Annotated in this window: 21 protein-coding genes; 10 read left to right on the forward strand and 11 right to left on the reverse strand. The window is 57.9% G+C overall.

What is annotated here, in order from left to right; genetic code table 11:
* The first annotated feature begins 279 nt into the window (after positions 1 to 279).
* Genes B0G76_RS03785 through B0G76_RS03800 form a run of 4 tightly spaced genes read left to right on the forward strand, consistent with a single transcriptional unit; the run spans position 280 to position 4240 of the window.
* Positions 280 to 1308, forward strand: a complete 1029-nt coding sequence (locus tag B0G76_RS03785; RefSeq protein ID WP_183081984.1) for a hydroxyacid dehydrogenase — start codon at positions 280 to 282, stop codon at positions 1306 to 1308.
* A 9-nt stretch (positions 1309 to 1317) separates the two neighbouring features.
* Positions 1318 to 2010, forward strand: a complete 693-nt coding sequence (locus tag B0G76_RS03790; protein WP_120290219.1) for an RraA family protein — start codon at positions 1318 to 1320, stop codon at positions 2008 to 2010.
* A gap of 42 nt (positions 2011 to 2052) precedes the next feature.
* A complete protein-coding gene (locus tag B0G76_RS03795) occupies positions 2053 to 3345 on the forward strand; it encodes an MFS transporter (RefSeq protein WP_120290221.1) in 1293 nt (430 codons plus the stop codon).
* Positions 3320 to 4240, forward strand: a complete 921-nt coding sequence (locus B0G76_RS03800; protein WP_120290223.1) for an SMP-30/gluconolactonase/LRE family protein — start codon at positions 3320 to 3322, stop codon at positions 4238 to 4240. The genes B0G76_RS03795 and B0G76_RS03800 overlap by 26 nt, the downstream gene beginning before the upstream one ends.
* A 311-nt stretch (positions 4241 to 4551) precedes the next feature.
* Here the strand turns inward: B0G76_RS03800 and B0G76_RS03805 are convergent, their stop codons facing one another.
* Both B0G76_RS03805 and B0G76_RS03810 read right to left on the reverse strand, forming a co-directional pair.
* Positions 4552 to 4836, reverse strand: coding sequence for an acylphosphatase (locus tag B0G76_RS03805; protein WP_120296188.1), 285 nt, complete (start codon positions 4834 to 4836; stop codon positions 4552 to 4554).
* A gap of 82 nt (positions 4837 to 4918) precedes the next feature.
* A complete protein-coding gene (locus tag B0G76_RS03810; RefSeq protein WP_120290225.1) occupies positions 4919 to 6676 on the reverse strand; it encodes an ATP-binding protein in 1758 nt (585 codons plus the stop codon).
* A 180-nt stretch (positions 6677 to 6856) separates the two neighbouring features.
* On the opposite strand from B0G76_RS03810, the gene B0G76_RS03815 reads away from it, so the two are divergent.
* Together B0G76_RS03815 and B0G76_RS03820 are read left to right on the forward strand one after the other, a co-directional pair.
* The gene (locus B0G76_RS03815; protein ID WP_120290227.1) at positions 6857 to 7246 is read left to right on the forward strand and encodes a response regulator; all 390 of its coding nucleotides are present in this window, start codon (positions 6857 to 6859) and stop codon (positions 7244 to 7246) included.
* Between the two features lie 653 nt (positions 7247 to 7899).
* Entirely contained in the window at positions 7900 to 8403 is a 504-nt protein-coding gene (locus B0G76_RS03820; RefSeq protein ID WP_120290229.1) for a hypothetical protein, read from the forward strand.
* 90 nt (positions 8404 to 8493) lie between these two features.
* Here the strand turns inward: B0G76_RS03820 and B0G76_RS03825 are convergent, their stop codons facing one another.
* Complete coding sequence (locus B0G76_RS03825) at positions 8494 to 8712, reverse strand: hypothetical protein (protein WP_120290231.1); 219 nt, start codon at positions 8710 to 8712, stop codon at positions 8494 to 8496.
* Between the two features lie 72 nt (positions 8713 to 8784).
* Complete coding sequence (locus B0G76_RS03830; protein WP_259460494.1) at positions 8785 to 8946, reverse strand: hypothetical protein; 162 nt, start codon at positions 8944 to 8946, stop codon at positions 8785 to 8787.
* Between the two features lie 221 nt (positions 8947 to 9167).
* Between B0G76_RS03830 and B0G76_RS03835 the strand changes: the two genes are divergently transcribed.
* Positions 9168 to 10925 carry a retron Ec67 family RNA-directed DNA polymerase/endonuclease gene (locus B0G76_RS03835; RefSeq protein ID WP_183081985.1) on the forward strand — a complete coding sequence of 586 codons (1758 nt, stop codon included), beginning with the start codon at positions 9168 to 9170 and terminating at the stop codon, positions 10923 to 10925.
* Positions 10926 to 11700: 775 nt separating this feature from the next.
* Entirely contained in the window at positions 11701 to 12231 is a 531-nt protein-coding gene (locus tag B0G76_RS03845) for a glyoxalase superfamily protein (RefSeq protein ID WP_120290239.1), read from the forward strand.
* Between the two features lie 54 nt (positions 12232 to 12285).
* On the opposite strand, the gene B0G76_RS03850 is transcribed toward B0G76_RS03845, so the two are convergent.
* The 3 genes from B0G76_RS03850 to imuA are packed head-to-tail and all read right to left on the reverse strand — an operon-like array spanning position 12286 to position 17548.
* Complete coding sequence (locus B0G76_RS03850) at positions 12286 to 15435, reverse strand: error-prone DNA polymerase (RefSeq protein ID WP_120290241.1); 3150 nt, start codon at positions 15433 to 15435, stop codon at positions 12286 to 12288.
* Between the two features lie 12 nt (positions 15436 to 15447).
* The gene (locus B0G76_RS03855) at positions 15448 to 16911 is read right to left on the reverse strand and encodes a DNA polymerase Y family protein (RefSeq protein WP_120290243.1); all 1464 of its coding nucleotides are present in this window, start codon (positions 16909 to 16911) and stop codon (positions 15448 to 15450) included.
* Complete coding sequence (imuA, locus tag B0G76_RS03860) at positions 16835 to 17548, reverse strand: translesion DNA synthesis-associated protein ImuA (protein ID WP_120290245.1); 714 nt, start codon at positions 17546 to 17548, stop codon at positions 16835 to 16837. The genes B0G76_RS03855 and imuA overlap by 77 nt, the downstream gene beginning before the upstream one ends.
* An 88-nt stretch (positions 17549 to 17636) precedes the next feature.
* Here imuA and B0G76_RS43445 point away from each other — a divergent pair, with 88 nt between their 5' ends.
* Positions 17637 to 17918 (forward strand): hypothetical protein, encoded by a 282-nt coding sequence (locus B0G76_RS43445; protein WP_120290247.1) that lies wholly within the window; start codon positions 17637 to 17639, stop codon positions 17916 to 17918.
* Positions 17919 to 17955: 37 nt separating this feature from the next.
* Positions 17956 to 18915 (forward strand): SOS response-associated peptidase family protein, encoded by a 960-nt coding sequence (locus B0G76_RS03870; RefSeq protein WP_120290249.1) that lies wholly within the window; start codon positions 17956 to 17958, stop codon positions 18913 to 18915.
* 53 nt (positions 18916 to 18968) lie between these two features.
* Here the strand turns inward: B0G76_RS03870 and B0G76_RS03875 are convergent, their stop codons facing one another.
* From B0G76_RS03875 to B0G76_RS03890, 4 genes are all read right to left on the reverse strand, one after another.
* A complete protein-coding gene (locus B0G76_RS03875; RefSeq protein WP_120290251.1) occupies positions 18969 to 21206 on the reverse strand; it encodes a hypothetical protein in 2238 nt (745 codons plus the stop codon).
* A complete protein-coding gene (locus tag B0G76_RS03880; protein WP_120290253.1) occupies positions 21203 to 22381 on the reverse strand; it encodes a hypothetical protein in 1179 nt (392 codons plus the stop codon). Before B0G76_RS03880 ends, B0G76_RS03875 begins: the two co-directional genes overlap by 4 nt.
* A gap of 534 nt (positions 22382 to 22915) precedes the next feature.
* Positions 22916 to 24805 carry a UvrD-helicase domain-containing protein gene (locus B0G76_RS03885; protein WP_183081986.1) on the reverse strand — a complete coding sequence of 630 codons (1890 nt, stop codon included), beginning with the start codon at positions 24803 to 24805 and terminating at the stop codon, positions 22916 to 22918.
* A complete protein-coding gene (locus B0G76_RS03890; RefSeq protein ID WP_220700736.1) occupies positions 24802 to 26820 on the reverse strand; it encodes an ATP-dependent endonuclease in 2019 nt (672 codons plus the stop codon). The genes B0G76_RS03885 and B0G76_RS03890 overlap by 4 nt, the downstream gene beginning before the upstream one ends.
* Positions 26821 to 26822: the final 2 nt, after the last annotated feature.

A 26822-nucleotide genomic window follows, 5' to 3' on the forward strand; every position in this document is an offset into this window, starting at 1 on the left:
CACGTCTCCTTCTAGCCCGGCGGCGCCGGTTGCTGTTCCGGTTCTCTGACCGTGGCCCATCCTAAGCCGCCTGAAAGGTCAAGGCATAACGACTTTTGTCGATGTTCCAGCATTCCTTTTCTGACTTGCGTATTAACCCCTAGTCGGCCGGCAAGCGGCCTGAAAGCCCGCCGAGAAAGGCGTGCTACATCTCCAACCTCATTGCTACCTGTCTGATTCAACGTTTGCCATTAAGGGTTGTACCCGACAGTCGAGAATTGAATGGTCCTGTGTCGAAAAATGTCGCTACGTATCGACCCCGCGGCGCTCTTATGCTTGGCCCCACTACCTCTCCAACAGCGGGGCAAGCACATGAAAGTCTTCGTCATGGACCCGATTGACCCGAGCGCAGTTGAACTGCTCTCGAAGGCTCACACGGTCGTCAATTACCCCCAATCGCGAAACGCCGACTGGCACGCCAACGCAGATGCCATCGTCGTCAGAACGTTTGAAGTTAGAGCGTCTGATTTTCCGAAGGCCAAAAATCTCAAGATTATCGCGAAGCACGGCACTGGCGTGGATAACGTCGATATCGAGGCAGCGAGCGAAGCTGGCGTCCTGGTGACGAACACGCCGGGAGCCAATGCAAACGCTGTCGCCGAGTACGCACTCGCTATCGCGCTGGCGCTCGCCAGGAAGGTCAGTGTGGCGGACCGGGAACTGCGTCAACCGCGGCAAACGCAACTCCAGGGCGGCGTCGAACTGACCGGAAAGACCGTCGGTCTTCTCGGCTTCGGTGACATCGGCCGAAGAACGGCGCGTCTGTTCAAGGCCGCGTTTGGTACCGGGTTAATGGTGTACGACCCATACGCTCCCGACGCTGCATTTGAAGAGCTTGGCGCCGTTCGTTTGAATTCCATCCAGGAACTGCTTCCGCTCTGCGACGTTGTCAGCCTGCACTTGCCACTCCTGGCTGCCACGAAGAACCTCATCGGCAAGGCCGAATTCGAGCTCATGCGCAACTCAGCGCTCTTCATCAACGTGGCGCGCGGCGGCATCGTCGACGAATGCGCTCTTTATCAGGCGCTGGTCGATGGACAGATTGCAGGCGCGGCGAGCGACGTGTTCGAAACCGAACCGGTCCCGGCGTCGCATCCGCTGCTGACGCTCGAGAACTTCGTAGCCTCTCCTCATATTGCAGCCAGCAGCAAGGAATCGCTGGTCCGGATGGGCCACGCGGCCGCGCACGCGGTCATCGAAGCTCTGGCTGGCCGCACTCCGCCGCACCAGGTTCTCCCGAAGCCGAACGCCATCAACGCAACTGTTTAAGGTCATCCCATGAAGACGAACCGTTTCAATGAAACCGCAAACTTCGAACGCGTCACGCCGGAACAAATCGAACGTGCCCGTGAATATCAATCCGCAGTTCTGTGCGACGTCGCTGGCCGTCGCGGCGCTCTGCACGGCGACATCCAGCCGCTCGTTCCGAGCATGGTCGTTGCAGGTCCGGCGTTCCCAGTCGAAGTGCGCCCTGGCGACAACCTGATGTTCCACGTGGCGTTGGCACTTGCAAAGCCGGGTGACGTCATAGTTGTCGACGGAAAGGGCTTTCAGTCGAGCGCGCTCCTCGGCGAATTGATGGTGACCCAGGCCATCGCCGCCAGGCTGGGCGGTCTGGTTGTCGACGGCGCTGCGCGCGATGTGGCGACGCTTCGTGATAGCAGCATGCCGATTTTTGCGAATGGCCGTAACCCCGCTGGTCCGACCAAGGGCCTCGACGGTCGCATCGGCGTTCCCATCTCGTTGGGCGGCGTCGCGGTCGCACCGGGCGATTTGGTTATCGGTGACTGCGACGGCGTCGTCGTTATCCCGCGTGCGGACGTGGACAGAGTTCTGAAAGCAGCTGAGAAGAAGCTCGAAGCAGAGGCTCAACGCCTCGCCGAAATCCGTGACGGCATCCTCGTTTCGCCGTGGCTCGATGACGCGCTGCGCGCCGCGGGCGTGATGGGCAAAGACGAAACGCTCGAGTAATCAGCTTCGAGGTTCGAAAACTACATATTTGGAGACGATGCAATGAAGCGCCGATACTGGATATACCTGTTCTTATTTTTGCTGACGGTCGTGAACTATGTCGACCGTGTGGCGTTGTCCATCGCATCGTCCCAGATAAGCAAGGAATTCTCGTTGTCGCCGGTGATGCTCGGCTACCTGTTCTCATCGTTCTTGTGGCTTTACTTCATTGCCCTCATTCCGATGGGACTGTTGGTCGACATGTACGGCACGAAGCGTTTGAACGCCTGGGGCATCGGCTTCTGGTCGCTCGCAACGGCGCTCACGGCAGCAACGGGCGGATTCGTCTCTCTTCTGGCGACTCGCTTGCTGATGGGACTCGGCGAATCGACGTCTTATCCGGCAGGCGGGCGAGTGTTGCGTGAGTGGGCTCCGGCGTCCGAGCGCGGTATCGCGACGTCTGTCTTTCACGCCGGCAGTCTTCTCGGCCCCGCAATTGGCGCAATTGGGCTCGGTTGGGTCGTCACGACCTATGGTTGGCGCGCTGCATTTCTCGTCGCCGCTTCGATGGGTTTAGTCTGGCTGGCAGCATGGCTCATCTGGTTCCGTCAGCCTGAAGACGCAAAGTGGCTAAGTGCTGAGGAACGCAAATACATCCTCGAATCCCGTGACGCTTTCGGCACGTCCAAAGCGCCGGAACCTGAGCGCCTCGGCTTTGAAGCGCTGGTTCGCTCAAAGACCATCTGGGCTATCGCGTTCGCTCACGGTTGCGCCGTGTACGCGACGTACCTCTTCCTGACCTGGATGCCGAGCTACCTCCAGGCGGAGAAGGGCATGAGTATTACGCGAAGCGGCTTTTTTACCGCGTTCCCCTATGCCGGTGCGGCAGTGCTTGGCGTGCTGATTGGTATCTGCAGTGACCGCTATCTGCGCAACAAAAAGATTTCCGATGGCAATCGTCGCGTAGTGGTCGCTGCCTGCCTGGTGTTGTCCGCGCTCATCCTGCTGATTCCGACGGTGAACGAACTTTGGTTGGTTATGACGTTGCTGACCCTCTCACTCACCGGCTGCACGGCGGCGGTCGCATCGAATCTTTCGCTGGTCAACGACTTGCTGCCGTCGAAGAAGGACTCGGGCACCGCGATTGCCATGATTAGCACCGGTGGCAACCTGTTCGGCCTCATGGCTCCTATCGCTACCGGTTACGTCGTGTCGACGACACATAGCTATCACGCCGGCTTCGTCATCACGGGTTTTCTGGTGCTGGCAGCTGCTGCGGCAACCCTGATGCTCACGCGTGGTCCCATCACCGTAACGGAGGCAACCAGCGATGTATGCACTACCCGAAACGCTTGAAGCCAAGCCGTTCGCACGCTTACCGGACGAACTGCGCACCGGCACCGAGACAAGCGAATGGAACGCGGGCCAACCGGCTGGACTGCATGCCTCGAGCTTCCTTGAAGGACCGTCTTTTGACCGCAATGGGATTCTCTGGTGCGTCGATGTAGTCAACGGCCGAATCCTGAATATCGACCAGAATGGCGAATTCTCGGTTGCTGTCGAATACGACGGTTGGCCTAACGGGCTCAAGATTCGCGAAGATGGTCTCGTGTTCATCGCTGACTACAAGCACGGCATCATGATGCATGAGCCCGGCTCGAAGGTTGTGAAGCCGTTCCTGGTGCGAGCCGGCGTGGAGCGATTCAAGGCCGTCAATGACTTGTTTTTCGCGACCGACGGTGACCTCATTTTTACCGACCAGGGACTCACGGGCCTGCACGACCCGACCGGACGTGTCTTCCGCGTGAGGCGAGATGGAAGGGTCGATTGCCTGCTATCGAATGTGCCCAGCCCGAACGGTCTGGTGATGGACCTCGATGAACACGCGCTGCTGCTCGCGGTAACGCGTGTGAACGCGGTGTGGCGAGTGCCAATCCTCAACGGTGGTGTCGCAAAGGTCGGTACGTTCATCCAGCTTTCGGGCGGCGTTGGCCCTGATGGGCTGGCGCTCGATTCCTCGGGCGGTCTGCTGGTTGCCCATGCTGGTATGGGCGCCGTCTGGGTCTTCAACGCACGAGGCGAGCCGACCTACCGTGTAAATACGCCGGCCGGCAATCTCTCCACGAATCTAGCTTTCGGCGGACCTGAGAACCGGGACATCTTTATCACTGAATCTCGCAGCGCTCAAATTTATCGAGCACGCGTCGAGGTTCCAGGGAAAGTGATGGTCTCGCACCGGACCGCAGGCTAACGGCACGTCATAGCGGGTGGAGCAACTTGCTCCGCCAGGCTGCCGCCGTCGCCACCCATCTGTTTCTCTTGCTAGCCAAGGAGTTGCCACCTTGTCCGACGATGCACATGTCGCGTATCCAGTCTAAGACAGCCATACACTGTCTGCACTGTTCAACAAAGGGTGCCGGCCAGCTTTATATGAGCCGCGACGCGGCTTATCGATGCTGCTGGGATGTTTGACCGCCCCTCGCGTCGGGAATCGTGGTGAGCTGCCCGGCATACCTGCAGGTGGAAAACTCCACCTGATTCGCCGTCGTGGATTCCGCGCCTTTACAGCGTGGGCAATGGCTCAAAGGAGTCAAAGCGAGCAAACGGCGGCTGCATCTCGGTCACCTCGAGCGTTTCGACCAGCGCCGCGGACATGCCCTCGCTTAGCCAGACGCACATGTCGGCAAGCTGCTCCGGTGAACCCTGCAGCATTACCTCCACCGAGCCGTCCATGCGGTTCCGTACCCATCCGGTGACGCCTGCTGCCTGGGCCTGGCGTACGCAGGCTTCCCGATAGCCGATGCCCTGCACCTGGCCACGCACCTGCACCAGCCGAGTCTCAAGCATTCCATCATTGTTGTTGGTTTCCACGTGTGTGGTCCTTGCAAAGTATTCACGCAGCCTCGCCGTTCAATGAAATGGCCGGGTTCTATGAGCGCCGCATGACATCCGCCAGGTCATCAAGCGACAGTGGCTTGGTGAGATGGAAGTCAAATACCCGTTCGTCGGTCTGCGGTCCGCTGGCGGCATCGGTATGGCCCGTCAACGCGACCAGCTTCGTCTGGCAGCACTGGGCCCGAAGGCGGAGCAGTTGCGCAAGCTCGAGGCCATCCATGCCGGGCATGGTGATATCAACCAGGGCAACATCCGGGATGAACGATTCCACAATCGAGAGCGCGTCGGGTCCGCTCTGAGCCCGTTTCACCTGATGTCCATCGAGCTCCAGCAAAGTGCCCAGTGCCTCCATGGTGTCCGCGTTGTCGTCGACGAGGAGGATGCGAATCGGCGCCATCGGGCGGCTCGTGGTGACAACGGGTTCATCGATGCTTTCGCAGACAACGGGGAGCTGTACGGTGACTTCTGTCCCTTGACCTTCGCCCTCGCTTGCAATGGTAACCGTGCCGTTGTGTGCGGCGACCAGATGCTTCACAACCGCCAGTCCGATTCCGAGTCCACCTTCTGCATGCCCTCGCGCTGACGCCGCCTGGGTAAACATGTCGAAGACGTGCGGCAGCAGTGACGATGAAATGCCCGCGCCGTTGTCCTTCACCGTGATGACCGCATGGCGAACCGACGGGTCGTGTGACCCGGTGCTAAGGTCCGGCGCGTCTACGGATAAAGAAATGTCGCCGCCGGGAGGGGTATATTTCACCGCGTTCGTCAACAAATTCGATATGACCTGGGTGAGTCGAGCCGCGTCGGCGTGAACGGTTACCGGATACGGCGGAACGGTGACATGCAGGCGGTGCTCACCGTTTCTGGCATCGGCCTTCATCGCGGTCACCGCATCGGCCACGATATCCTGGAGCAACCCGTACGATGGGCGCACGGACAATTTGCCGTGCCTTATCCGGGACGCGTCGAGCAGGTCTCCGACAAGCCGTTTCAGTATCCGCATCTGCCTGTCGGCAATGCCCAACGCAGCCAGCACAGCGGAATTGTCTGTAGCGAGTTTTCGTGCGACCGTCAGGGCGCTGTCGATGGGCGCAAGGGGATTGCGTAGTTCATGACTCAGGGTCGCAATGAAGTCATCCTTGCGTGATTCTTCCAGGGCCAGTGCATTCGTGGCCGCCTCAGCTTCCGCCGCCCGTGCTTCCGCATCAGCCTTTGCCCGGGTCATCGTGAGCGCGGCGCAGGTGAAGTTCGCGAGGCTGGTCAGGATTCGGCGGTCCTCCGCGTCGAAAAGATGCTCCCCGTCGTGAGACATGACCCACAGGGTGCCCCACGGTTCAGGTTGGCCTGGAATCGGCGCGACCAGTTCTTCGATAATCTCGGGGGAAACATCATTCAGGCAGGCGAAGTGGCGCTGGGGAAACGAAAACAGTTGTCCTGCAGCTAGTTCGAGCGTCAAGCCGCTCGGGCTATCTGCAATCGGGGTGGTGGTGCCCAACGTGTCAACACATGCGCCCGAAACCGCGACCCAGCGGAACACAGGGGTGCCGTCAGTGTCGGTTTCCAGCAGGCCGATGCCCGCGCTACCCGCTTCACACAAACTGAGTGCCATGTCAGAGAGCGTCTGCAGCATGGCGCCGTCGGACGAAGTAAGTGCCTGCGCCAGACAGTGCATCGCGCTGCTTTCTGCCGCATAGTCGGGCGGACGATGCGCGCGCGTGTCGAGCGTCGGCGTGACAAGACCGTCCTCGCGCCGCGCGCGGTCCGCTGCGGATGACGCAGACAGTGCGGCCATATAGCCTCCAGGTTGTAATCGGTGTGTGGCCGCACGGAAGAAATTACCATGCAGAATGAATTGTAGGCGCTGCATCACAAAGGCCCGGTGTAACAATGCCCGCCAGGCCGCCGACGAGCCTGGGTACAACTATTGCTGCACTACACCATTACCCTTTGTGGTTTAAACGCGGCTCCTGGAATGGCGACAGTACTGCTCGTGGATGATGACCCGAATATTCTGCGCCCGCTTCGAGTGCTGGTGGAGCGGGAAGGATACCGCGTGCTTACGGCGGAGGATGGACAGGCCGCACTCGCGGTCGCCGCCATCGAGAGTCCGGGGCTGATTGTGACCGACTGGATGATGCCGCACCTGGACGGCGTCGACCTGTGCCGGCGCTTGAAGGGCGACACCGCTACGGCTGACATTCCGGTGGTCATGCTGTCGGCCGCGCTACCGCCTGAACCAGAGGAGCCGCTGTGGGATGTGCTATTGCTCAAGCCGGCCCCCATTGGCCGGTTGATAGAGGCGATTCATGGCCTGCTCGACGGAGCGCCCCCGGAAGTACCGGGGCGGAAGTCCAGCCACTAACATTCGATATTGGGTTCCCGTCATTTGAACGGTAGATTTGCTGCACTATAGGGAAGCGAAACTTCTCTTCTTGCCTCCCTATAGTGCAGCAGGTGAGTTCCAGAGTGATTAGGCTTCGCTAGAGGCGGTGATACGAACGGCTGTTCGTCAGTTGCCCATTCCGCAGAAGACTAGCGCTAAGCATTGCACGATGGCCCGGGGCCCGCACAAAAACGCTTCCCAACCTCGTTAGCGCGGGTATGCGACCGCGGCAAACGACTCGTCATCGACTCCCTCGAGGTGTGGCGTTGCCGCGCCCGCCGCCTGAGGGATTTCCAGTCGTACTGGGCCAATTGCCGCCGGAAGAGCCACTTCCCGGCCGGCCGCCACTCCCGCCCGATTTGGCCCCACTGGACGGGCCTTTCGATGCGCCGCCCGAGTTGCCGCGCGCGCCACCTTGGCCGCCACCTGTTCCTTTGGTCATCGCCATCTCCGTTGCATATATTGAGTTCTACTAGCCGTTTTCGATGAGTCGGATTGCGCATGGCAATCAAGACTGTCACCCAAAGATACTCCTACTCTTGACGAGCGGCATGCGCCAGACGGGCCTTATGCACCGAGTTGGTAAAATCACCATGTCTCTATCAACCAACCGAACAATCAAGCGTCGTTGAATGGACATCTTCTACTACTGGCAAAAGCTCGAAACCAACCTCAAGAACCGTGAGGTCGGGTACTTTGGTTCCAACAACCCAAAGCTCTCGGAACTCGCGGGACGATTACCCCAGCGAGTCTGGGTATTCAAGACGCCGAAGGGCATGAAAGGTTCAATTCAGCTAGTAGGGTCGCTGATGGTCTGCGATGAGCCGCGCGTTGCAGTCAGCACTGACTACCCGAACGTGATTTACTACGACCCGTTCTCGCCCGAGTCGGTCATCTACACGGACTCAAATACGCCTGAGCGAATAGCCGAAGTCTCAGGATACTTTCAGTACCGGTTTCACTCAGCGTTCAGTGCCAACTTCAACGGCGACGCTGGAATACAGCCGCTGGAAACCAATGTGGTGCGGGGCCTGGAGGCAAAGGTGGCCAACTGGTCTAAGGTCCAGATGCTCGAACGGGTCAAGGAACCCGAGAAGGTGTACCCCATCAACCCATTCGCTCAGCAAACCCGGTGACAGATGCGACATGTCAATGCGGCGTCAGGCCCGCTCTATGTTTCGCCCGACGATAGCCCACGCAATCGACGGCGCAGCGCCTTTCCCGCATTAACCGTGGCTATCGACCCACGCGCGACACCACGCAAGGCCTGCTGATTCTGCCTCTTCATCAGTATCGAATGCGTCGAGCACCCCAGACGCCGCCACGACCTTCGAGTCGCGCATAATTGTGCCGCTGCTGGCGAAGCGCTCCGGTCGCAAGATGTCGTCCTGCTGAAGGATGGCATGGCCCCACAGGGTGTATCCACGGTATTTGTCAGTCTGCATCTGTCGACCCTTGTCGGTCCTCCGTCCGCTTCTCGTCAATGATTGCCTAAACTCGAGCGGCTCGACAAGTATCTACTGCTTGAGCCGTGCAGTGTCGATTCCTGCCATCTTCAACGTAGCGTCAATCACCTTCAGCTCTTGGCCGAAATCAAGCGGCCATTCCTCACCGTCGCATCGTACGGTCATGCCGTTATGCATCGAAATCAGATGACGCGCGTTGAACAGGGCGTCCACAAGCTTTGATTCCCGTCCGCCTTGCTCATTTTTATTCGACGCTGACTTTCGCTTGGGCCTGGAACATGATATGTTTCTCGGCGTCTGCGGACAGATTTATTATCGCGCTTCGCGATAAATGGAAGTAATGCGCAGAGGCGCTGCCCTCGCATTTCGTAGCGACCGTTTCGCGGATGATACGTTGCCAAAGAGTGTCCGCAGACACTCATCTCTTATGCCGAATGACAAAGCCTACTCATATCGCGCAGCTGCGCTCACAGAAGTCGCTTCACGGACTTGCAAGGTTGTTGGGGTATGAGCCAAAAGGCCTTGCATATGTTGTGTACGGAATAGCCGACGGGTCTAAGTACATAGATTTTCCGATTGCTAAACGAAGCGGTGGAACTCGGACTATTAGCGCGCCGGTCAAGGAGTTGAAACTTCTCCAGGCCCGCGTTTCTGAGTTGCTGGCCAACTGTGCCGAGGAAATTGAGACCGAGCGGGGGAAAAGGAATAAATTTTCCCATGGTTTTCGGAAAAATCATTCAATCTTGACAAACGCCACAGTGCACCGTGGGAAGAGATACGTATTCAACGTCGACCTGAGTAATTTTTTTGGTACGATTCACTTCGGTCGAATCACAGGTTTTTTTGCGAAAAATCGATACTTCACGCTTGACCCGGTCATCGCGAGGATATTGGCGCAGATAGCTTGTCACAACAAAGTTTTGCCGCAAGGCAGCCCTTGTTCACCCGCAATTTCGAATCTTGTCGCTCATATTCTTGATGTGCGGATGGCGGAATTGGCCGCGCGCCACGATTGTTTCTACTCGCGATATGCGGATGACCTAACATTTTCGACAAACCGAAAAGAGTTTCCGACGTCGATTGCTTCGCGAATCGGCGACTCTAACGAATGGGCCCCAGGGAAATCACTGTTGAGAATCGTGAGGGACTCTCGTTTCGAGTTGAATCATAGTAAGACGAGAATGCAATTTCACAGGTTTCGGCAGGATGTGACCGGCGTAATCGTTAACAGGAAGCTGAACGTCCCAAGCGAGTATGTAAGAAGTGTTCGGGCAATGGTGAATACGTTCGTCAAGACGGAAAAGTTTCAGGTGAAGAAGTTGTACCGAAATGACACCGGTGCTTGGGAATACAAAGAGGTAGCTGGAACAAAGGAACAACTCCGCGGGATGCTGAGTTTCATCGATAGCGTGCGTGTCTTTCCGCAAAAGAAGCTCGCGATGGAAAAGAAGGATAAGCGAGAACAACGCATTCCTCGGGTAGAGCTGAAGGATATGGACGGAGCTTCTCGCACATATCGCCGGTATTTGCAGTACACGCAATTCTTTAATCCAGAGTTCCCTTTCGTTATCTGCGAAGGCAAGACGGATAATGTCTATATCAAATGCGCGCTCCGACAACTCGCAGATTCGTATCCGCAGCTCGTTTCAAAGACAGCGTCAGGAAAAAAGCTCTTGCTCAATTTCTTCAACTACACGAAGGTGGCAGACAGGATTCTGCATCTGGGGGGCGGTACTGGAGATTTTCGGAGTTTTATCGCAACATATGGCAGCGAATTCAAAGGGTTCCTCAGTGCATCGAAGCGGAATCCGGTAATTCTGTTGATTGATAACGATGACGGGACGAAGGCGATATTTTCCTCCGTTAAGGAAGCGACTAAAAGCAAAAATCCCATCGATGGCAGTGAGATGTTTTATCACATCTCCGACAATTTCTACGTTGTAGCGATTCCCCGCTTGGGTGGAAAATCGACGACTATCGAAGACTTTTTTGAGCCTGCAGTTTTGCAGACGAAACTTGGCACTAAAGTTTTTAGTGGAAAAGATGGCTTCGACCCCGCGACACAATATGGCAAACATTATTTTGCGGAGTATATTGTGAAAAAAGGCCAGGCCGGCATAAATTTCAAGGGATTTCATCCAATCTTGGAACGCTTAGTCGCAGTGCTGACGGCACATGCCGCCAAGCCATAGACAATGCGCTCGCACAAGAGTTTCGAGACCATACGCCGGGGAGGTGGCCGACGCTGATTCGATTGCGTTCGAACTGCGCATATTAGCCACAGATATGCGGCTCATGAGTCTCACGTTTCAAAGCGTTAGGCGCGGACCATCAGCCACGGTAAAAGTCACAGCGCATGATGGATACCAAGACAACCGGGCAGCGTCGCTAGAACAGCGACTGCAATCGGACTCGACCACAAGAGTGGGACGGCACGCAACGATTTGATTTCGTCAAACAAGCGCGGCGTCGATTACGCAAATGGTCAATATGCGAGGGCTGGTCGTCTGGAGGAGCACCATGCCGGCGAAATACAGCGCCAAGGGGGAATACTTGTGCACCGCCTGTGTTGAGTCCCGCTTCACCGGAAGCCTTATGTTCCCGCCAGCTATGCGTTACTTTGTCTCTGTTGGGCCAAAGGAACTGTCCTGGTTCATTCCGGTTCGCGCCGTTTTGCCAATCCGCTGAAATGTCGCCGCAACTAAGTGCGACTGTTTACTTTACCGTACAAAGCCAATATCGCAACCTGGAGGTTATATGAGCACCCGCCGGTGCCTGTACCAACCTCATAAGCGAATCTACTGCACGCGCTGTACACTATATCTTTAATTGCCAATATTGCAAGCTAAGCGGTAATCGTGCCAAGAGTAAAATAAACCGGCGTATTCTATTTTTAATAAATGTGGCCGTTGTGAAATCATTGCAGCATGTTACTCTCTGTGAGGGAATAACTCACTTGGAGGGTCCATGGACAAATCGGATGAGATAGTCTTCGCTCCGTCAATTGACTGGGCCAAGAGGAAAGCCAAACTCTTGCGAAAGCGTATTGGTCCAGATTCGATTACTCATACTGCCGCTCTCGACCTGCTATCCAGAACGTACGGGTTTAGGAACTGGTCGGATTACGTTCATTTCAAAACCAGCGACATGGCGTTCGAAACAGGGTGGGATACTGAACTTCTTGAAAAGACGCTCGACGAGAGGCGTTACCTTCAGTCAACGACATTGATGTCCGAGTTGGGACTGACGGAGGCTGAAGCCCTTCAGGTGCTAGCAGACGTCGGCGTCTCAGGAAAAGCAGTGAATTCGAAAACGAACGCGGCAGAATCGGCCCCTACTCCGGAACAAAGCTTCACGCCGGTTTCGCTTGTCAAGCGTCACAATACGGCTTTGACGATGTTGCGGTATTACACGCCCGCTGGAAGCCGATGTGATGCGGAGCCTGAAGGCAATGGCTGCGAACTGGTCCAAGGTCCAGATGCTCGAACGCGTCAGTGACCCCGAGAATGTGCCCCCCATCAATCCCTTCGCTCAGTAAGGCCGGAAGCTGCTTTAGCAGAAGTTTCGACTGACTGCGGTAAGTCCGCCGAGCAGGTGCGACATGTCGACAAGCCGTTGCGCGACCAGGTGGCGCACCTCGCCCTCGCATTGCCACGTTCCGTAGACCGCCAGCAGGGCAGCACTCAGCGCTTCCTGTCGGAACTTCTCCTGCAGCGACGGCCAGATGATGACGTTCACATTGCCCGTCTCGTCTTCGATGGTCACAAACATCACGCCTTTTGCGGTCCCGGGGCGCTGACGTACCGTGACCAGCCCACAACCACGAGCGAGCCTGCCGTTGCGGTACGTCATGAGCGTCGCGGCCGGCACAAGACAGTGTTCGAGTAGCACCGGCCGCAGCAGCGATAACGGGTGCCGGCCTAGCGTGAGGCTCATCGAGTTGTAGTCGGCAACGATGTCTTCCCCTTCCGACGGCGTGCCGAGCACCGGCGTGTCATCATCCACTCGCGCATCGGCGAGAATGTCGCGGTCGGATACCGCGGCCACCGACGCCCAGAGGGCTTCACGCCGGTTGCCGGCGAGCGACGACAACGAGTTCGCTGCAGCAAGAACCTGGAGGTCTTTCCGGTCGAGTTGGGCGCGTTTCGCGAGGTCGCTGACCGTTCCGAACTGTCTCACGGCTCTGGCGGCTTCAATGCGCTCCGCCGCGCCATCCTTCATGCCCCTGAGTAGCGACAGGCCAAGGCGTACTGCTGGCCTTGATGCAGAGCTGTGAGGCTCAAGTACCGAGTCCCAGTTGCTGATGGTGACGTCGGCCGGCAGCACCTTCACACCGTGACGCTGCGCGTCCTGGATGAGCTGCGACGCGGAGTAAAACCCGAGCGGCATGCTGTTCAGCATCGCAGCGAGAAATGCCTCGGGTTCGTGGCACTTGAGCCAGCTGCTCGCATAGACGAGCAACGCGAACGACGCCGCGTGACTTTCCGGGAAACCGTATTCGCCGAACCCATGAATCTGCTGGCAGATTGATTCGGCGAAGTCCTTCTCGTAGCCGCGCTGCATCATCCCGTTGACGATGCGGTCGTAGTATTTGTCGAGGCCACCCTTGCGCTTCCAAGCCGCCATCGCGCGGCGCAGCTGGTCCGCCTCGCCTGGTGTAAAGCCGGCAGCCAGGATTGCGACCTGCATTACCTGCTCCTGGAAGATGGGCACGCCCAGCGTTCGCCCGAGCGCAACCTTCAGTGCATCGCTGGGATACGTTACAGGTTCCAGCCCCTGGCGGCGGCGCAGGTACGGATGCACAGCGCCACCCTGAATCGGGCCCGGCCGCACGATGGCAACCTCAATGACGAGGTCGTAGAATTCGCGCGGCTTCATCCGCGGCAGCATGCTCATTTGTGCGCGCGACTCAATCTGGAACACGCCCACCGTGTCGGCGCGCGAAATCATCTCGTACGTCGCTTCGTCTTCGGCAGGAATATCCTGCATCTCGAACCGCTCGCCACGCTGCTCCGACACGATGTCGAGCGTGCGACGAATCGCCGACAGCATCCCGAGAGCAAGCACATCAATTTTCAGCAGGCCAAGCGCTTCGAGGTCGTCCTTGTCCCACTGAATCGCAGACCGGTCGGCCATGGCGGCATTCTCGACGGGCACGAGGCGCGTGAGCTTGCAGCGGCTTATGACGAAGCCCCCGGAATGCTGTGACAGGTGACGCGGGAAATTGAGAATCTGGGCGGCCAGTTTCGCCCACAGACCGATGAGCGGATTCTCCGGGTCAAGCCCGGATTCCGCGAAGCGCTTGAGAAGGTCCGTCGAATGGTCGAACCACTGATGCGACTTCGCGACCTTGTCCACAATCTGAGGGTCGACGCCGAGCGCCTTGCCGCTTTCGCGCAGCGCGCCGCGCGGCCGGTAGGTGGACACCGCGGCTGCGATGGCCGCGCGGTCGCGCCCGTACTTGCGGTAGATGTACTGTATGACCTCTTCGCGACGCTGGTGCTCGAAGTCCACGTCGATGTCAGGTGGCTCGCCGCGTTCCTTGCTGATGAAGCGCTCGAACAGCATGTTACCGCGGGATGGGTCGACCTCGGTCACACCCAGACAGTAGCAAACCGCGCTGTTTGCCGCGGACCCGCGTCCCTGACACAGAATGTGCTGGCTGCGCGCAAAGCGCACGATGTCGTAGACCGTGAGGAAGTAGGCTTCATATTCCATCTCACGGATGAGTTGCAGTTCGTACTCAATCTGCTCCTGCACGCTGTGCGGAATGCCATTGGGATAGCGCCGGTGCGCACCGATGTAGGTTTCCTGCCGCAGATACGCCTCGTGCGCGAAGCCCTCTGGCACAAGCTCGTCAGGATATTCGTAGCGAAGCTCGTCGAGCGAGAAATGACATCGCTCCAGAATGTTGAGCGTCTCCGACAGCACGTGCGTCGGATAGAGGTTGCCCAGACGCAATCGCGAGCGCAGATGCCCTTCGGCATTCGGCGCGAGGTCGTATCCGCATTCAGCCACCGTCTTCCGCAGCCGGATTGCCGTCATTGTGTCCTGGAGCGGCTTGCGTGACCGGACGTGCATAAGGACATTGCCTGTCGCCACTACGGGCACGCGATACTGGTCGGCCACATGCTGGACGATGCCGCGATGAATGTCGTCCATCGCGCGCTGGTGCATGACGAGCCCGGCCCATGCGCGGCCCGTAAAGACATCGTTCATCCATTCGAGCTGAGACGCAAGCACATCTTCTTTAGCAGGGAAATCCGGCACCAGGATGGCGAGGCAGTCCGGCATGCCTCTGAGGTGCGCGCAGCCTTTCTCTGGCTTCGAGATGTCGTGCGGTGTCAGCAGATATTCGCCCTTCGACGCACGCATGCGCCCCAGCGTGATGAGCTCGGACAGGTTGCCATAGCCTTCCCGATTCTGTGCCAGCAGGATGAGGCCGAACGCCGGCGTTCGGTCCGCATGCACGAGCTGGAAGTACGAGCCGATGACGAGCGGAAGCTTCTGTTTCTTAGCCTCGACATGTGCGCGCACGACGCCGGCGAGTGAACACTCATCCGTTATTGCGAGGCCAGAATATCCGAGAAGCGAGGCGCGTTGTACCAGTTCTTCTCCGTGTGACGCACCACGAAGAAACGAGAAGTTGGTGAATGCAAAAAGCTCCGCATAGTCCGGCAGCATCGACGAAGGAAAGTCCATGGCAGTACCGTCTTAGCCGAACAGACCATGGAGGAACCAGCGGACTTCTTCCGTCTTCACGCCCGGACGTTCGCGATAAATCCAGAAGCAGCTCTTGTCGGCGGCTTCCGCGACGTAGTAGTCGCGTGTGACGGCTTCACTGTCATGCCATCCCGCTTCAATGCGCTCACCCATCGAGACAAGCCTGAGCGGCGAGCCGTAAAACGGTCGATGGTTCTTCATCATGAGCTTGATGGGTTCATCGAGCAGCCAGGTCGGTCGTGGCAGTTCCTGCGGAGGCGTCTGCGACTTCGCGTCGTTCTGGATGGGCACCCAGCGGTTCGCCATCTCGGGTCTGTGGTCGGATGTGGGTGCCGCGCGCTCCACGTTCTCAGCGCCGAGTCGAGCAACCAGCAGCTCGATGAGGCGGTTGTGGTCTTCAGCCGACCCACCCGGGTCAGGAAACAGCAAATCGCTTGGCGGCTCGGCGGGCTGCACGCTGGAAGCCATCAGGCGAACCGCGAGCACGGCAGCCGACAGTTCGGTGCGCCCCAGACGTTCCTTCAGGAGGCGAACAAGATGCTCCTCGTGCCACGTCGGCTCGGCGAGAGCGATGTCGAGGAAGGTGGGTTCGACGGCTTCGCGTCCACGCTCATGTTCGAGCGACACAGTGGCGTGGGTCAGCGCCAGCTGTTGCGCGCTCAGCCAGCCGCACATCTGAACGATGAGCCTTCGCGCGGAAAACAGGATGGCGTCGGCGTGCTCGACGCGGTCGGGAAGTTCAGTTCGGGCACTGAAGGTGGGCGGCACTTCCAGCCATTGAAACAGCTCAGGTGACAGGCCATAGGCGCGGTCGAGCGCATCGAGCAAATCCAGTCCGCAACGCTTCTTCAGCCCGGCGCGCGGCAGGCGGCGGATGTCACTGAGCACCCGGCAGCCCAGACCTTGAAACCAGTCAGCGAACGCGCGGAGCTCCTGGACGACCGTGAACGGCAACGCATTGAGGTTTCGTTCGAGCGACGGCATCTTGAGCACGCGACACCGGCCCCGCTTCGCGAGCAGCCATGCGCCCTGACCGGTCGGCGCCACGCTCATGCGCGCGGTCACGCCGACGGATTTGACGACTTCACGCATCAGTACGCAGACACGACGTATGCCGCCGAAGAGCCGCAGGCTGGCCGTCACGTCCATGACGATGGTTTCCTCGTCGCAGACCGCGACCTGCGGCGAGAAGCGCAGCAGACCGAAGGCGACCTCGCGTTGCATTTCCCGTTCACGCTCAACGCTGCGGTCGTACATCAGGGCGTCGGGCGATAACGTGGTGACGCCGCCCCGTTTCATTCCAGGTAGTACGCCGGCTTCCCGCGCCATCGAATCCATCACCACGACCTTGTCGCGCTCGAGCACGACGCACCCGTGTTCAGTCGGAGGTGACCACCTCGGACGGAACACCTCCAGCGAAAGCCGGGGCAGGTAGATGGCGACGAACACGGCCATAGGGGCTGAGGGTAATCGGTGAGGGTTGCAGGGTGATGGACAGTGTTTCGGTTCGCGTCGGGCCTCGTCGCTTGACGACATCGACGACGAGGCCGCCGTTAGCCGGTCTGACGGCGAGCCGCAGCGTGGCGGGTGAGGCATCCTGCGCGCTGGCCAGCGGCCGCATGAGCACAAGGAGCGTTTCCGATGCCTGCGCTGCCAGATGTAATCGCCGCAGCGCCTCGGTCCGGATGTGCTGCTGCCACAGGATGAGCGCGCCGCAGCTCTTTGCCTGAAGCACGCGCTCCGCGCACCAGAGCGCGTCCGCCGTCTTCGGTGCCCGCAATCTCATGAGCCGGTCCACCGGCAGGCCGAGATAGGAGAACGCCAGCGAATTGGGGACATGCGGCGGCTGCAGCAGCACAACCGGTCGCGCACTCAATTCCGCGAGCGCCGGCTTCAGGAGCCGCATCTCGCCAATCCCTGGCTGCTGGACCAGCAGTTCCACCAGTGCACCCAACGGCCAGCCACCGCCAGGCAGTTCGGCCGACAGGGCTGCGTAGCCCGTATCGACCGTCCTGCCATGAGCACGCGCGAGTTGCGCCCCGCGCCACAGCGCTGGGTGAATCGACTCGACGTGTTGGAGCAGGGTTGCCATGGCAATAAATACTGTATGGATGTACAGTATCGTATCTTAAAAATTACGTTTGTGAAGTGCCCCTTTTTGGTCACTACGGGAGACGTCGATGGACATGCCTGTGCGCAAGCACCCTATGCCGGAGATTGCGGCGTTCGTGGCCGGATTGCGCGACGCGTTCGGGGATGCGACTATTGACGAGGCGGTTGCGCGCGGCAGAGCGGGTGAGTCGACGTTCTTCGCGAGCGAGAATGGCCGGACGGTGGGCACGAGGGCTGCCGACGCAGTGAACTGCTGGCGAGTTGACGACAGCGTGCGGGACCGGCACTTCTGTCCCGGATGCGACGGGTCGTGCATCGTGACCGAAATACGGTGCAGTCAACGCAGATGATTGAGCGGGCAACCGCATCGACCAACGGAGATGACGCATGTGCTACTCGGCTCAAATCCAGGCGGACTACCGTCGATATGTACGGATGTTCGGCGCGCACATGGACATCGCCGAGTTCGCGCGTCTCTACTTCCTTCAGGCGGAAGGGAGCAGCGCGAAGACGCCGAAAGCGCTCGACGATGCGTTCTGCGACCCACAGAACGATGGCGAGCGTGAGATTTGGCAATTCATCGACAGGACGCGCGCCCAGCAGAAGACGAAACTCGAGCAGGAGCTCTTCAAGCAGCGAACCCGCCTGACGGATGCTGAGCGCAAGCTGGAATCTAAGGTAACGAAGGCTGCGACCGAAAGCCGGCGCATCGCCACCGACAAAATCGACGCGGCGCTTGGTCGCATCGAAGACATCAACCGGACCGAATTAAAGCCGCGCGACTCGCGCATCTTCCCAGGGTGGTACGCGCCGGTGTTGGTGATGGAGAACGGTGAATACGTGGTCAAGCCGATGCGATACCAGTGTCGGGTTGCTGGCACGCCAGCCAGTTTCGATGTGAAATATCCGGGGACATACAATGCCCGCAAAAATTCGCTGGAAAGTTTCTGGAAATCGTGCTTCGGCCACACGCACGGTGTGTTGCTCGTCGAGGTCTTCTACGAGAACGTGAAGAACGCAAAGATGGAAGGCACGGTGCTGGAAACGCATGAGAAGGACGAGAACGTCGTCCTTGAGTTTCGCCCAAGCAACCGGCAGCTGATGCACGTGGCCTGCCTGTGGTCGCGATGGACCAAACCGGGTGAGCCGGATTTGCTGTCATTCGCGGCCATCACCGACGACCCTCCGCCGGAGATTGAAGCGGCCGGTCATGACCGCTGCATCATCCCCATCAAACCTGAGAACATCGAAGCGTGGCTCAATCCTAGCGCATCGAGCTTGGAAGCGATGTACGCCATCCTCGATGAGAAGGACCGGCCTTACTACGAACACAAACTTGCGGCGTGAGGCGCGGTCAACCGCCTGTTGTCCGTTGCGCTGAAGAAGACGCCGTTGTGTCATCAGAACTCGTCGGGCAGCGTCTCGCTTGTCGGCATTGCGTCAAATTCAAACAGCATCCGGAGCAGGTGAAGCTTGTGAGTAGTGCCTTCCAGCTTCGACCTGATGCGAATCTTTAGCTCATCAAGGTGCTGTTGCTGAAGACGCAACTTACGTGTGTAAAGCGCGAACGCAAACTCGCACGCTGCCTCGCCTTGTCGCCGATTGTGCTGCTCGAAGATATTTGCCAGCAGGTCCAACATGAATTGGCTAGCACCCGCTTCCCGCGAGTAGTCCAGCTCGCTGGGTCGCGCGCAGCGCAACAGTGCCGCCTGGATTGCGCCGTCGTTGTACCGGGTAAAGTTCTCTGGATTGAGGATGACCTGCTGGAATGCGTCGGTGGCGAGCCGGTCGATTTCACTAGCAAATTTTTTCCCCTCTCTAGCATTCTGGAGAAGCGCGCCGGCCGTCGCCATAACAGCAGCGTTTGTGTTGTTCGCTTCCTCGTAAAAACCGTCCCAATATGCGAAATCTGGACGAAGTCGCATATCCTCAACGAGGCTGTCGTCTCTCGGCATGAAGACCGCGTTCCCCAAGCCATTCGCGGACCCCGCAAGGCGCTCGAGGCGCGCGAAGAATGGGCCACCTAACTGCCGTAGAATATTTCGGAAAGCATGCAACTCTTCCTCGAACGACTCGTCGATACCTTGCCCAACAGCGACGCCCATGAATCGTTCGATTCTGATTTCCGCCCCTGAAGCCGAGTGTTTGAGATTCAACGGAAGTGCGGAGAGCTGAGCTGCGGTTTCCGCAATCTGGGCCCCAATGAAGTAGGTGCGCGCTCCCGAGTGGACGTCGCGTAAGTCACGGCTTATCGAAAGAAGGCGCGTGCCACGCCCGACCACGGCTGCGACCACCAGAATCCCGGCCGTGCTATCCAGCCTGGCATCGCCAGACTCGATTTCGGTATCGCTTATCAGAGTGAGCGGAGTCGCTCGATTCATGACCTCCTGCAGCCGCTTAGCACAGTGTTTCGCAATCTCACTCGACGCTTCATCATTTTGATAAACGATGGCGCTTACCGAGGCGGGGGTCTGCTGACTCACCAGCTTGTCGGCAAAATGCTTGAAGCCGAGGTCATCCAACAGCTTCCGTCCATCAAGATAAATCGGGCGGACCTTCGCGGTTGGAATCGGGCCACGAGCTTGAACAGCAAGCGCGCCGTTCAGACCGAAGGCCTTACAGAAATCAGAGACCTCCGGCAGTCGATGTTCCTTCTTTCGGAGCAGAACTGACTTTGGCAACAAGTCTTCTGGTGCGAAGCGCTCGCCGACGATTGGCAGGTCCTTCAGGTGTCTATGATGCGGTTTGTCATCGAGGCCTGCAGGAGCCGGAAGTGCAAATAGAGCATCTTGGGCGTCCTTCGCGTCGAGAAGCGTTAGAAGGGTGACCACTTCAGTGGCGTCGCATTTCACCTTCTGTTTCCAATCTCGCTCCAGATTCATCGACGATGATGCCGAGATAAGCGTGAACGACGTGCCATGAAGTGGCGCATCGATTTTGTCTATCCCATCATGAGAATGAAACGTGACCACGCGAGGCTTTGGAACGTCGAACAGCGTGCAGTACATGTCGCGCAGCGCATAGGCCACTGCAGCAATTCCCATCGTGTCGACGAAAATCACATCCAGCTTCGCCCCAACTTTCCGGGCGCGATTGCAGAGCTTTTCGAGAAGGGCAAATGCGAGGAACTGGACTCCTTCAACTTCGGTCAACGCTTCTTCGGCGCGCAAGAAGTGCGTCGAGCGCTTTTGAGACGGTTTGACGAAGGTAAAGCCGGGCGGCGCAACGACGGAGACGTGCTTGGCAGAAAACAGTTCTTTGAGACCCGCGTTCCGGATGGCAGCGCTCTGGCCACGAAACAGGCGTTCGAGGTCAGCTACGGGGTTGGTTAGCGCATCAACCCTGTTGATGGTGCCGTCGTGGCCAAATGAGCAGATACAAAGACAAACTTTGGTCGACGTACGGTTCGAAGCCTGGACGAGCAGCGGTTGCTCGAACGCCTTCTTCACCCCAGTGGCTTCCTCCGACTCACAGATGATTGCAACCACGTCCGGCGGATTGATGCCCTGCAAGCCGGCCTCAATGGCATCGGCCAGATTTTCTACGTTGAACGTGCCTGGTGGCTTGAAGAGGAAATGGAAGTTTCGGACCGGCGAACTGCTTTCGAGCATCCAATCAAACGCAAAAAAGCCCTTCATCGCGACACCGCCGTCGTCATGGGAATCACAATGGAGTACGACGCGCCTGCGGTGTGGCTCAATTCTCTCTGGTTTTCAAGCCAATGCGTTGGCTCAAACGCGCCGGCGGGTGTGTTCGAAAAATCTTGGACGAGGCAAATCCGTCCCGTGCGGAGACGGAGATATGCGTTCAGCTCGCTCAGTGTCTTGAGCACATAGGTAAGCCCACCACCGCTTGCATTCGTCTCCTTCGTTGTTTCGTGCAGAGCGAAACAACGTTTGACGATGTCTACCTCTTCGTCAATGGAAAGAGTTCCTGCCGACGGCGCACCGTATCGTGACATCCAGCGACGGACGAGACCTGGCCCGGTGTCGAGCACTGTCAACTCTAAGAATGACGTACGCTGAAGCGGGGAGTCCCTGCCAGGAGCCGCTGCCGCATGGGCTGCAGAATGCTCTGCCAAGTATTCGCTGAATGCTGCGTCGTCGGAAACCACCTGCTCGTATTGAGCATCGCGGTCATAGGAAATGAACTTCGCCATAAGAGCCCGTACGTTTCTGACGTACGGCTTCCCTTCCGCGTCGACGGTGGCGTGCTCGTCTGTGTTCTTGAAGAGCTCGTAAATCAACGTCCCAATCGCGGTATTGTCTTGCTCGGTAACCTTCCATTCCGCCGCGGGAGCGCATGCACTGATTATCTTCGAGGTGAGTTGGACAAAGTCCGCGCGTGAGCGCAGCCCACTGGGATGCGGCCGGCTGTAAAACGGAAGGAGATATTCGTTCTTCGCCCGCGCGAAGCAACAGAGGAAGACTCCTCTGCCGCGCATCGTGTCGCGGAACTGGCTCTCCTGCATGGCTTGGATTCTGCCGACGCCAAATGAAAGTGCCTCCCGTGTCGATAACGGGTCTTCACGTCCCGGCACTAAGACCGAGCCAGCGAAATAGGTGGAGACCAACCCGTGCGGCTCTTGCGCTAACGCCTCCATTGGATTGCTGTCAACATTTCCGTATAGTCGAAGCGCAGAATTAGCGTGAAGACGCGACCACGTCGCGACGTACTGCATCAGCGCTGAGGGAACGCCAACTGCACCGCCGTATCGAAGAGCGAGCGGAATCCGCAAAATCGGGTCGCGGCTAACCGTATCGTATTCGGCCTCAATCTCGCGAAGGCTGACGGCCTGCTGGAATGAAATCATAGAGAGAAGGTAGAACGCTTAGGGTTCAGGGCGCCGACAACCGCCTACGATTTCTATTTGCAGGTAGTCGAACGTGGCATTCACTGCCGGTTCGATGGCACGAGCATAGTCAACTGAAAAAGTGCGGAAGGACGGACATGGCCGCTGGGAGCATGTCGTTCGGCTCCGTCGGGTTGGTCATCAAAACGCTATTTTAGCCCTTGCTCCATACGGTTGCCTACCGAGAGCCCACGGATTCGATGCGGTTGCACTTTCAGACCCGCTTGTGGGCTTGCGATATTGTCCAAAACGCAATACCTCGTCAGTCGACGGGGGGCATCTGAAACCCCTCTGTAGGCTAAACGACTGTGACATCAGGTATCTGCTTTGCATATCGCGAGTGTCGCCGCCCGCTATCAATACCGCGCACCATGCACGGCAAATTGCGCCACGGCGTCGATAAGATACCGTGCATTTGGCACTTGGTAGCCCATCAAACGCCGGCGCCCGAGCTTGCCGTAGCCGGCACGACGGTTGAAGTGGGCGATTGACGATTCATGTCACATCTTCTACAACCCAACCCAGCGCTTCCAGGCGACTTCGATGCGAGGTAGTTAGCCTTTGCTGATGGATAGCGAACGCCAAGAAATGTCGCGGGCGCGTCGCCGCTACAAAAAGACTGTGGAGGCGACTTAATGTGTTGCCATCCGCTTCGGTAAGGCTCGATTTTTCTCCGCATAGAAACGGCAGTGACGCGGTGACATCGTACTTACGGTTGTAGACGCATTCGAGGACCAATGTTGCTGCGTGGGTTTCGCCTTTTACCGCTGCAATAGTCTCGACAACTGGACCGCGTGACGTAGTCCGAATTTGAGCGAAGCTTAGGGGGGCTGGCTGCGACATGCTGAATCGACTGATTTCGCGCTCGCGCAGGTCATCAAGCGTGATGATTTGGCCAACAATCGCTGACAAACGCACGGCCACGCCGCTCAGAACGACGTCCCAGTCGCTCTCAACGACGGATGGCGTAGGCATATGCAGCAGGTTCTCAACCATCGCGTTAAACTCGCGAAAAGCCGACAATTCAGCGTAGGCTTCCAACTGTCGCCAAGTCTTTGCTTCCTTCGCCGGCAACCAGCCCAAGTCGCGCAAAAGGTGAAGAAGCGCAACTCGTGTCCGCGACGCCGCGTCGGCGAGGTTGCGGGCTTCTGCGCGCGCGGCTGCAGCCATCTGCAGCGCCATATGCAAATTCACCATGTATGAGGCTTTTCCGGACGGGGGAGCATCGGTATCCGCGTAGTCCCCGAGGAACCGTCCACAGCCAGCTGTAGTCGTTTCATCCTTTCGTTGACCCACGGCCTTGATGCCATACCGCGCGATTTCGGCGGCCGGCACTAACTGGCCGGCTCTCTCTGCGAAAGCAGGTATGACGGCCTTCACGCTTTCGTCACCAAAAGTGAAAAGCGTGACGGGGAGAGAGCTCTCGATATTGTCCCCGACAATGTCCTCGCCAAACGCGCGCAGGCTGTTTGCAACGGCCGCTATGCTGGCGCCGAAGCGCTTACTTGTCGATACCGGCAGCGAATCAGGCAGTGGGAACGCTGCGGCGGTTTTGTCGCCATTCCGCAATATGCGCTGGTTCACGTCGCCGAAGCGTTGGAAGATACTTCCCGCGCCCATAGCGCTCTTGAGAAGCTCATCTTGTGCGTCGCTAGTGTCCTGCATTTCGTCGACGAACACGAGCGGAAATCTGTGTCCCAAAGCGACCGAGAGCGCGGGATATTTCGCCAGGGCGTATTGAGCAAAGGCGAACATGTCGTCGTAGCGAAAGATTCCGTCTTTGGTCAATGACTTCTTCAAGTCTGCGATAAGAGGATAGGTGGGTGCAGTTTTTCCCGGTAGACTTCCATCGGCGCACGATAGCTCCAACTTCGGACCGATGTAGCGCAGCGATTGCATCGCAGGGGCGTACTTGTTCGGCGAATTTCTGGCCAGAGCCGCCAGCTTATAGCTCGCGTCGATTCGTAGCTCTGCAAGCCGTCGACACTCGTCGTCGTCAATCACTCGCACTTCAATGCCAAAGCTTCGGAGCAGCGGCAACGATACGAATTTGTGAATGAACGTCTGGATTGTCCCGATAAAGTGCGGATGCGAAAAAAGGAGCGTCCCATTGCTGCTTTCGCGGAGCCTCGCCTCAATCTCCTCGCGAGCAACATTCGTATGGGAGACAACACAAATTCCTCGGTTCGCCTGCTGCCATTTCTTCGCCAGAATGGATAACTTCGCGGCCAAGAGTGTCGTCTTGCCACTTCCAGGTGCCGCCTGGACGTCCACGGTGCCATCAGCCAATAGAACAGCTTGGCGCTCAGGGTGGGAAAAGTCCAGCGAAGGGTACTCAACTTGCAGTTCGTCGATGTCTGCCTGAGTAATAGCGGGAATGCTCACGGCGTGGCCCCCGGCGAAACTACAACGCTCGCACCCACCGCGGATGCCGCTCCGTTTGCCGACGTTTTGGCGGGCGGCGTCAGGCTGTCTGTAGTCACGTAGCGAAGCGCATTCTGAAGATAGGTTGGAAGCGCCGCCAATAGACTCGGGCCCGAGCCGTAGTTTCCAGTCTTGAGCAGGTGAGCGCAGAATTGGGCGGTGATGGCTTTCGACGCTTGTTTCGTTTGCAGTGGCTTGTAGACGTTTGCAGCGATTTCGTGCGCGGCCTTCCCGTCTTTGACATAGCCGTCCCAGACCAACTTGGCCGACGTAAGCTCTGTTTCAATTTCGGTTTGCGTCAGAAAGCCATCGTCGCCGGCCTTCTTTGCCAATGCGACCGCGTCGTGAAGCAGCTTTGCGCAACCCGACGCGGCCATGTCGTATTCCAACGTCCAGGCGTCCGAGACGAAAACTTTGGTGGAGCCGCCTTCTGCACGTTTCTCTTTCCGTTTCACGTGGTCGACAATCTCGGGAGCCGTGTACTGGTCAAAGAAGCGCTTTCCTTTTGCCGGACGTTCAACATAATCGATGTGTGTCGGAACTATGTCACGGTCAGTAATGCATGCGACCGGGATAGGAAGGTGGTCATCGTTTTGACGTTGAAGGATGCGCGCGTATCTGAACAGGCCGACTGTGCCGACGTTGACGATAGAGACGCCATTTTCCGAAAATGACAATCCGCACTGAGCAGCTAGCGTCGGGAGCAGAATCGCCTCAGCTGGGCCTTCAACAATGACGACTGAGCGAGCAAAGAAAAGGTTCGCCTTTGTGCTATCGAGGAAACGCTGAAGGAACGCGTAGTCTCCGTCTTCGAGTTTGGTGAAACCTTTCCTCAAAGGGTATGGCTTACCCTTAACCATCAGAATCGTGCTCTCAACCGGCGCAGCACAAGCGAGCGTGGGACTATGGGTGCTTATCAGCACTTGTACAGGCTGCTCCGTGCGCTCCGCGTGTTCACGGAATAGCTCAAGTACGCGGCCTTGTAGCTGGGGATGAATGTGCGCTTCGGGCTCTTCAATCAGCAGAAGGGCCAGTTCCTCACCTTCACTTAGGAGAACAAGTTCTGCCGACATGAAGAGGACATTGTTGTAGCCAAGACCTCGCGCGCATTGTTCGAATTCTGAGACCCCGATTGGAGGTAACAGGGAAAGTTCCAGTTTCTCCAAGATTTGGAGAAGTGACATCCTTGATGAGATGCCAATACGCGATGATAGCTGGTCGCCGGAAAATGACACCCGAGCAAGGTGCTTATCGTTAACTTCCTGCTGTACAGCCTGAATTACCTCGCTTGAAGAGATGCGATGCTGGGCCTGCTGCATGAATCCCACAAGTGTCGCCGGTTGCTTGGACGCATCGTCACGGTCGAAATCGTCAAGGTCTTGGCCTACGATGTTCTTGTGAGCCAGCAGGATTTGCGAAAGTCGCGACTGGCGACCCGCGCGCAATTCAGCTTCCGCGTCACGTAGCGGCCTCAGATAAGTAGCGCGAATGAGGTCACGCACTGCGCTGCCAATTTCGACTCCCGAACCTCCGTGCCCTGACATCACGACGGTGACGACATTCCCGCGGTTCCGACCAATCGGCTTGCCGAATTTTGCGGTTACGTGGACTACTAGATAGGGGTCGCCCGAATTCGGGTATGTCAGCCATTCAACGACTGTTGCTCGTTGTTCCTTTGACAAGCCGCGGAACTCGGCTTCGAGCCAAAGGGTTTTCGCACGCGTGTCCCCTTCGATGTGGAAGTCGTGCTCTTGAATTCTCAAGAATTCATAGCTCGTGGTCAGCAGCACATGCCGAATAGCATCGATGACCGATGTTTTGCCTGCGTCGTTCTCCCCGACGAGCACATTGAGACCCGAGGTGAACTCGAGTTGCAAGTCTGCGCAACTTTCTTTAGAGCCAAACACGCGGAAGTTTTCACCACTTATTCGATGTAAGTACACGTTCTTTCTCTTCGCGTAGATATTTTTTCCCAAGC

Source organism: Paraburkholderia sp. BL23I1N1, from assembly GCF_003610295.1.
Taxonomy (GTDB): domain Bacteria; phylum Pseudomonadota; class Gammaproteobacteria; order Burkholderiales; family Burkholderiaceae; genus Paraburkholderia.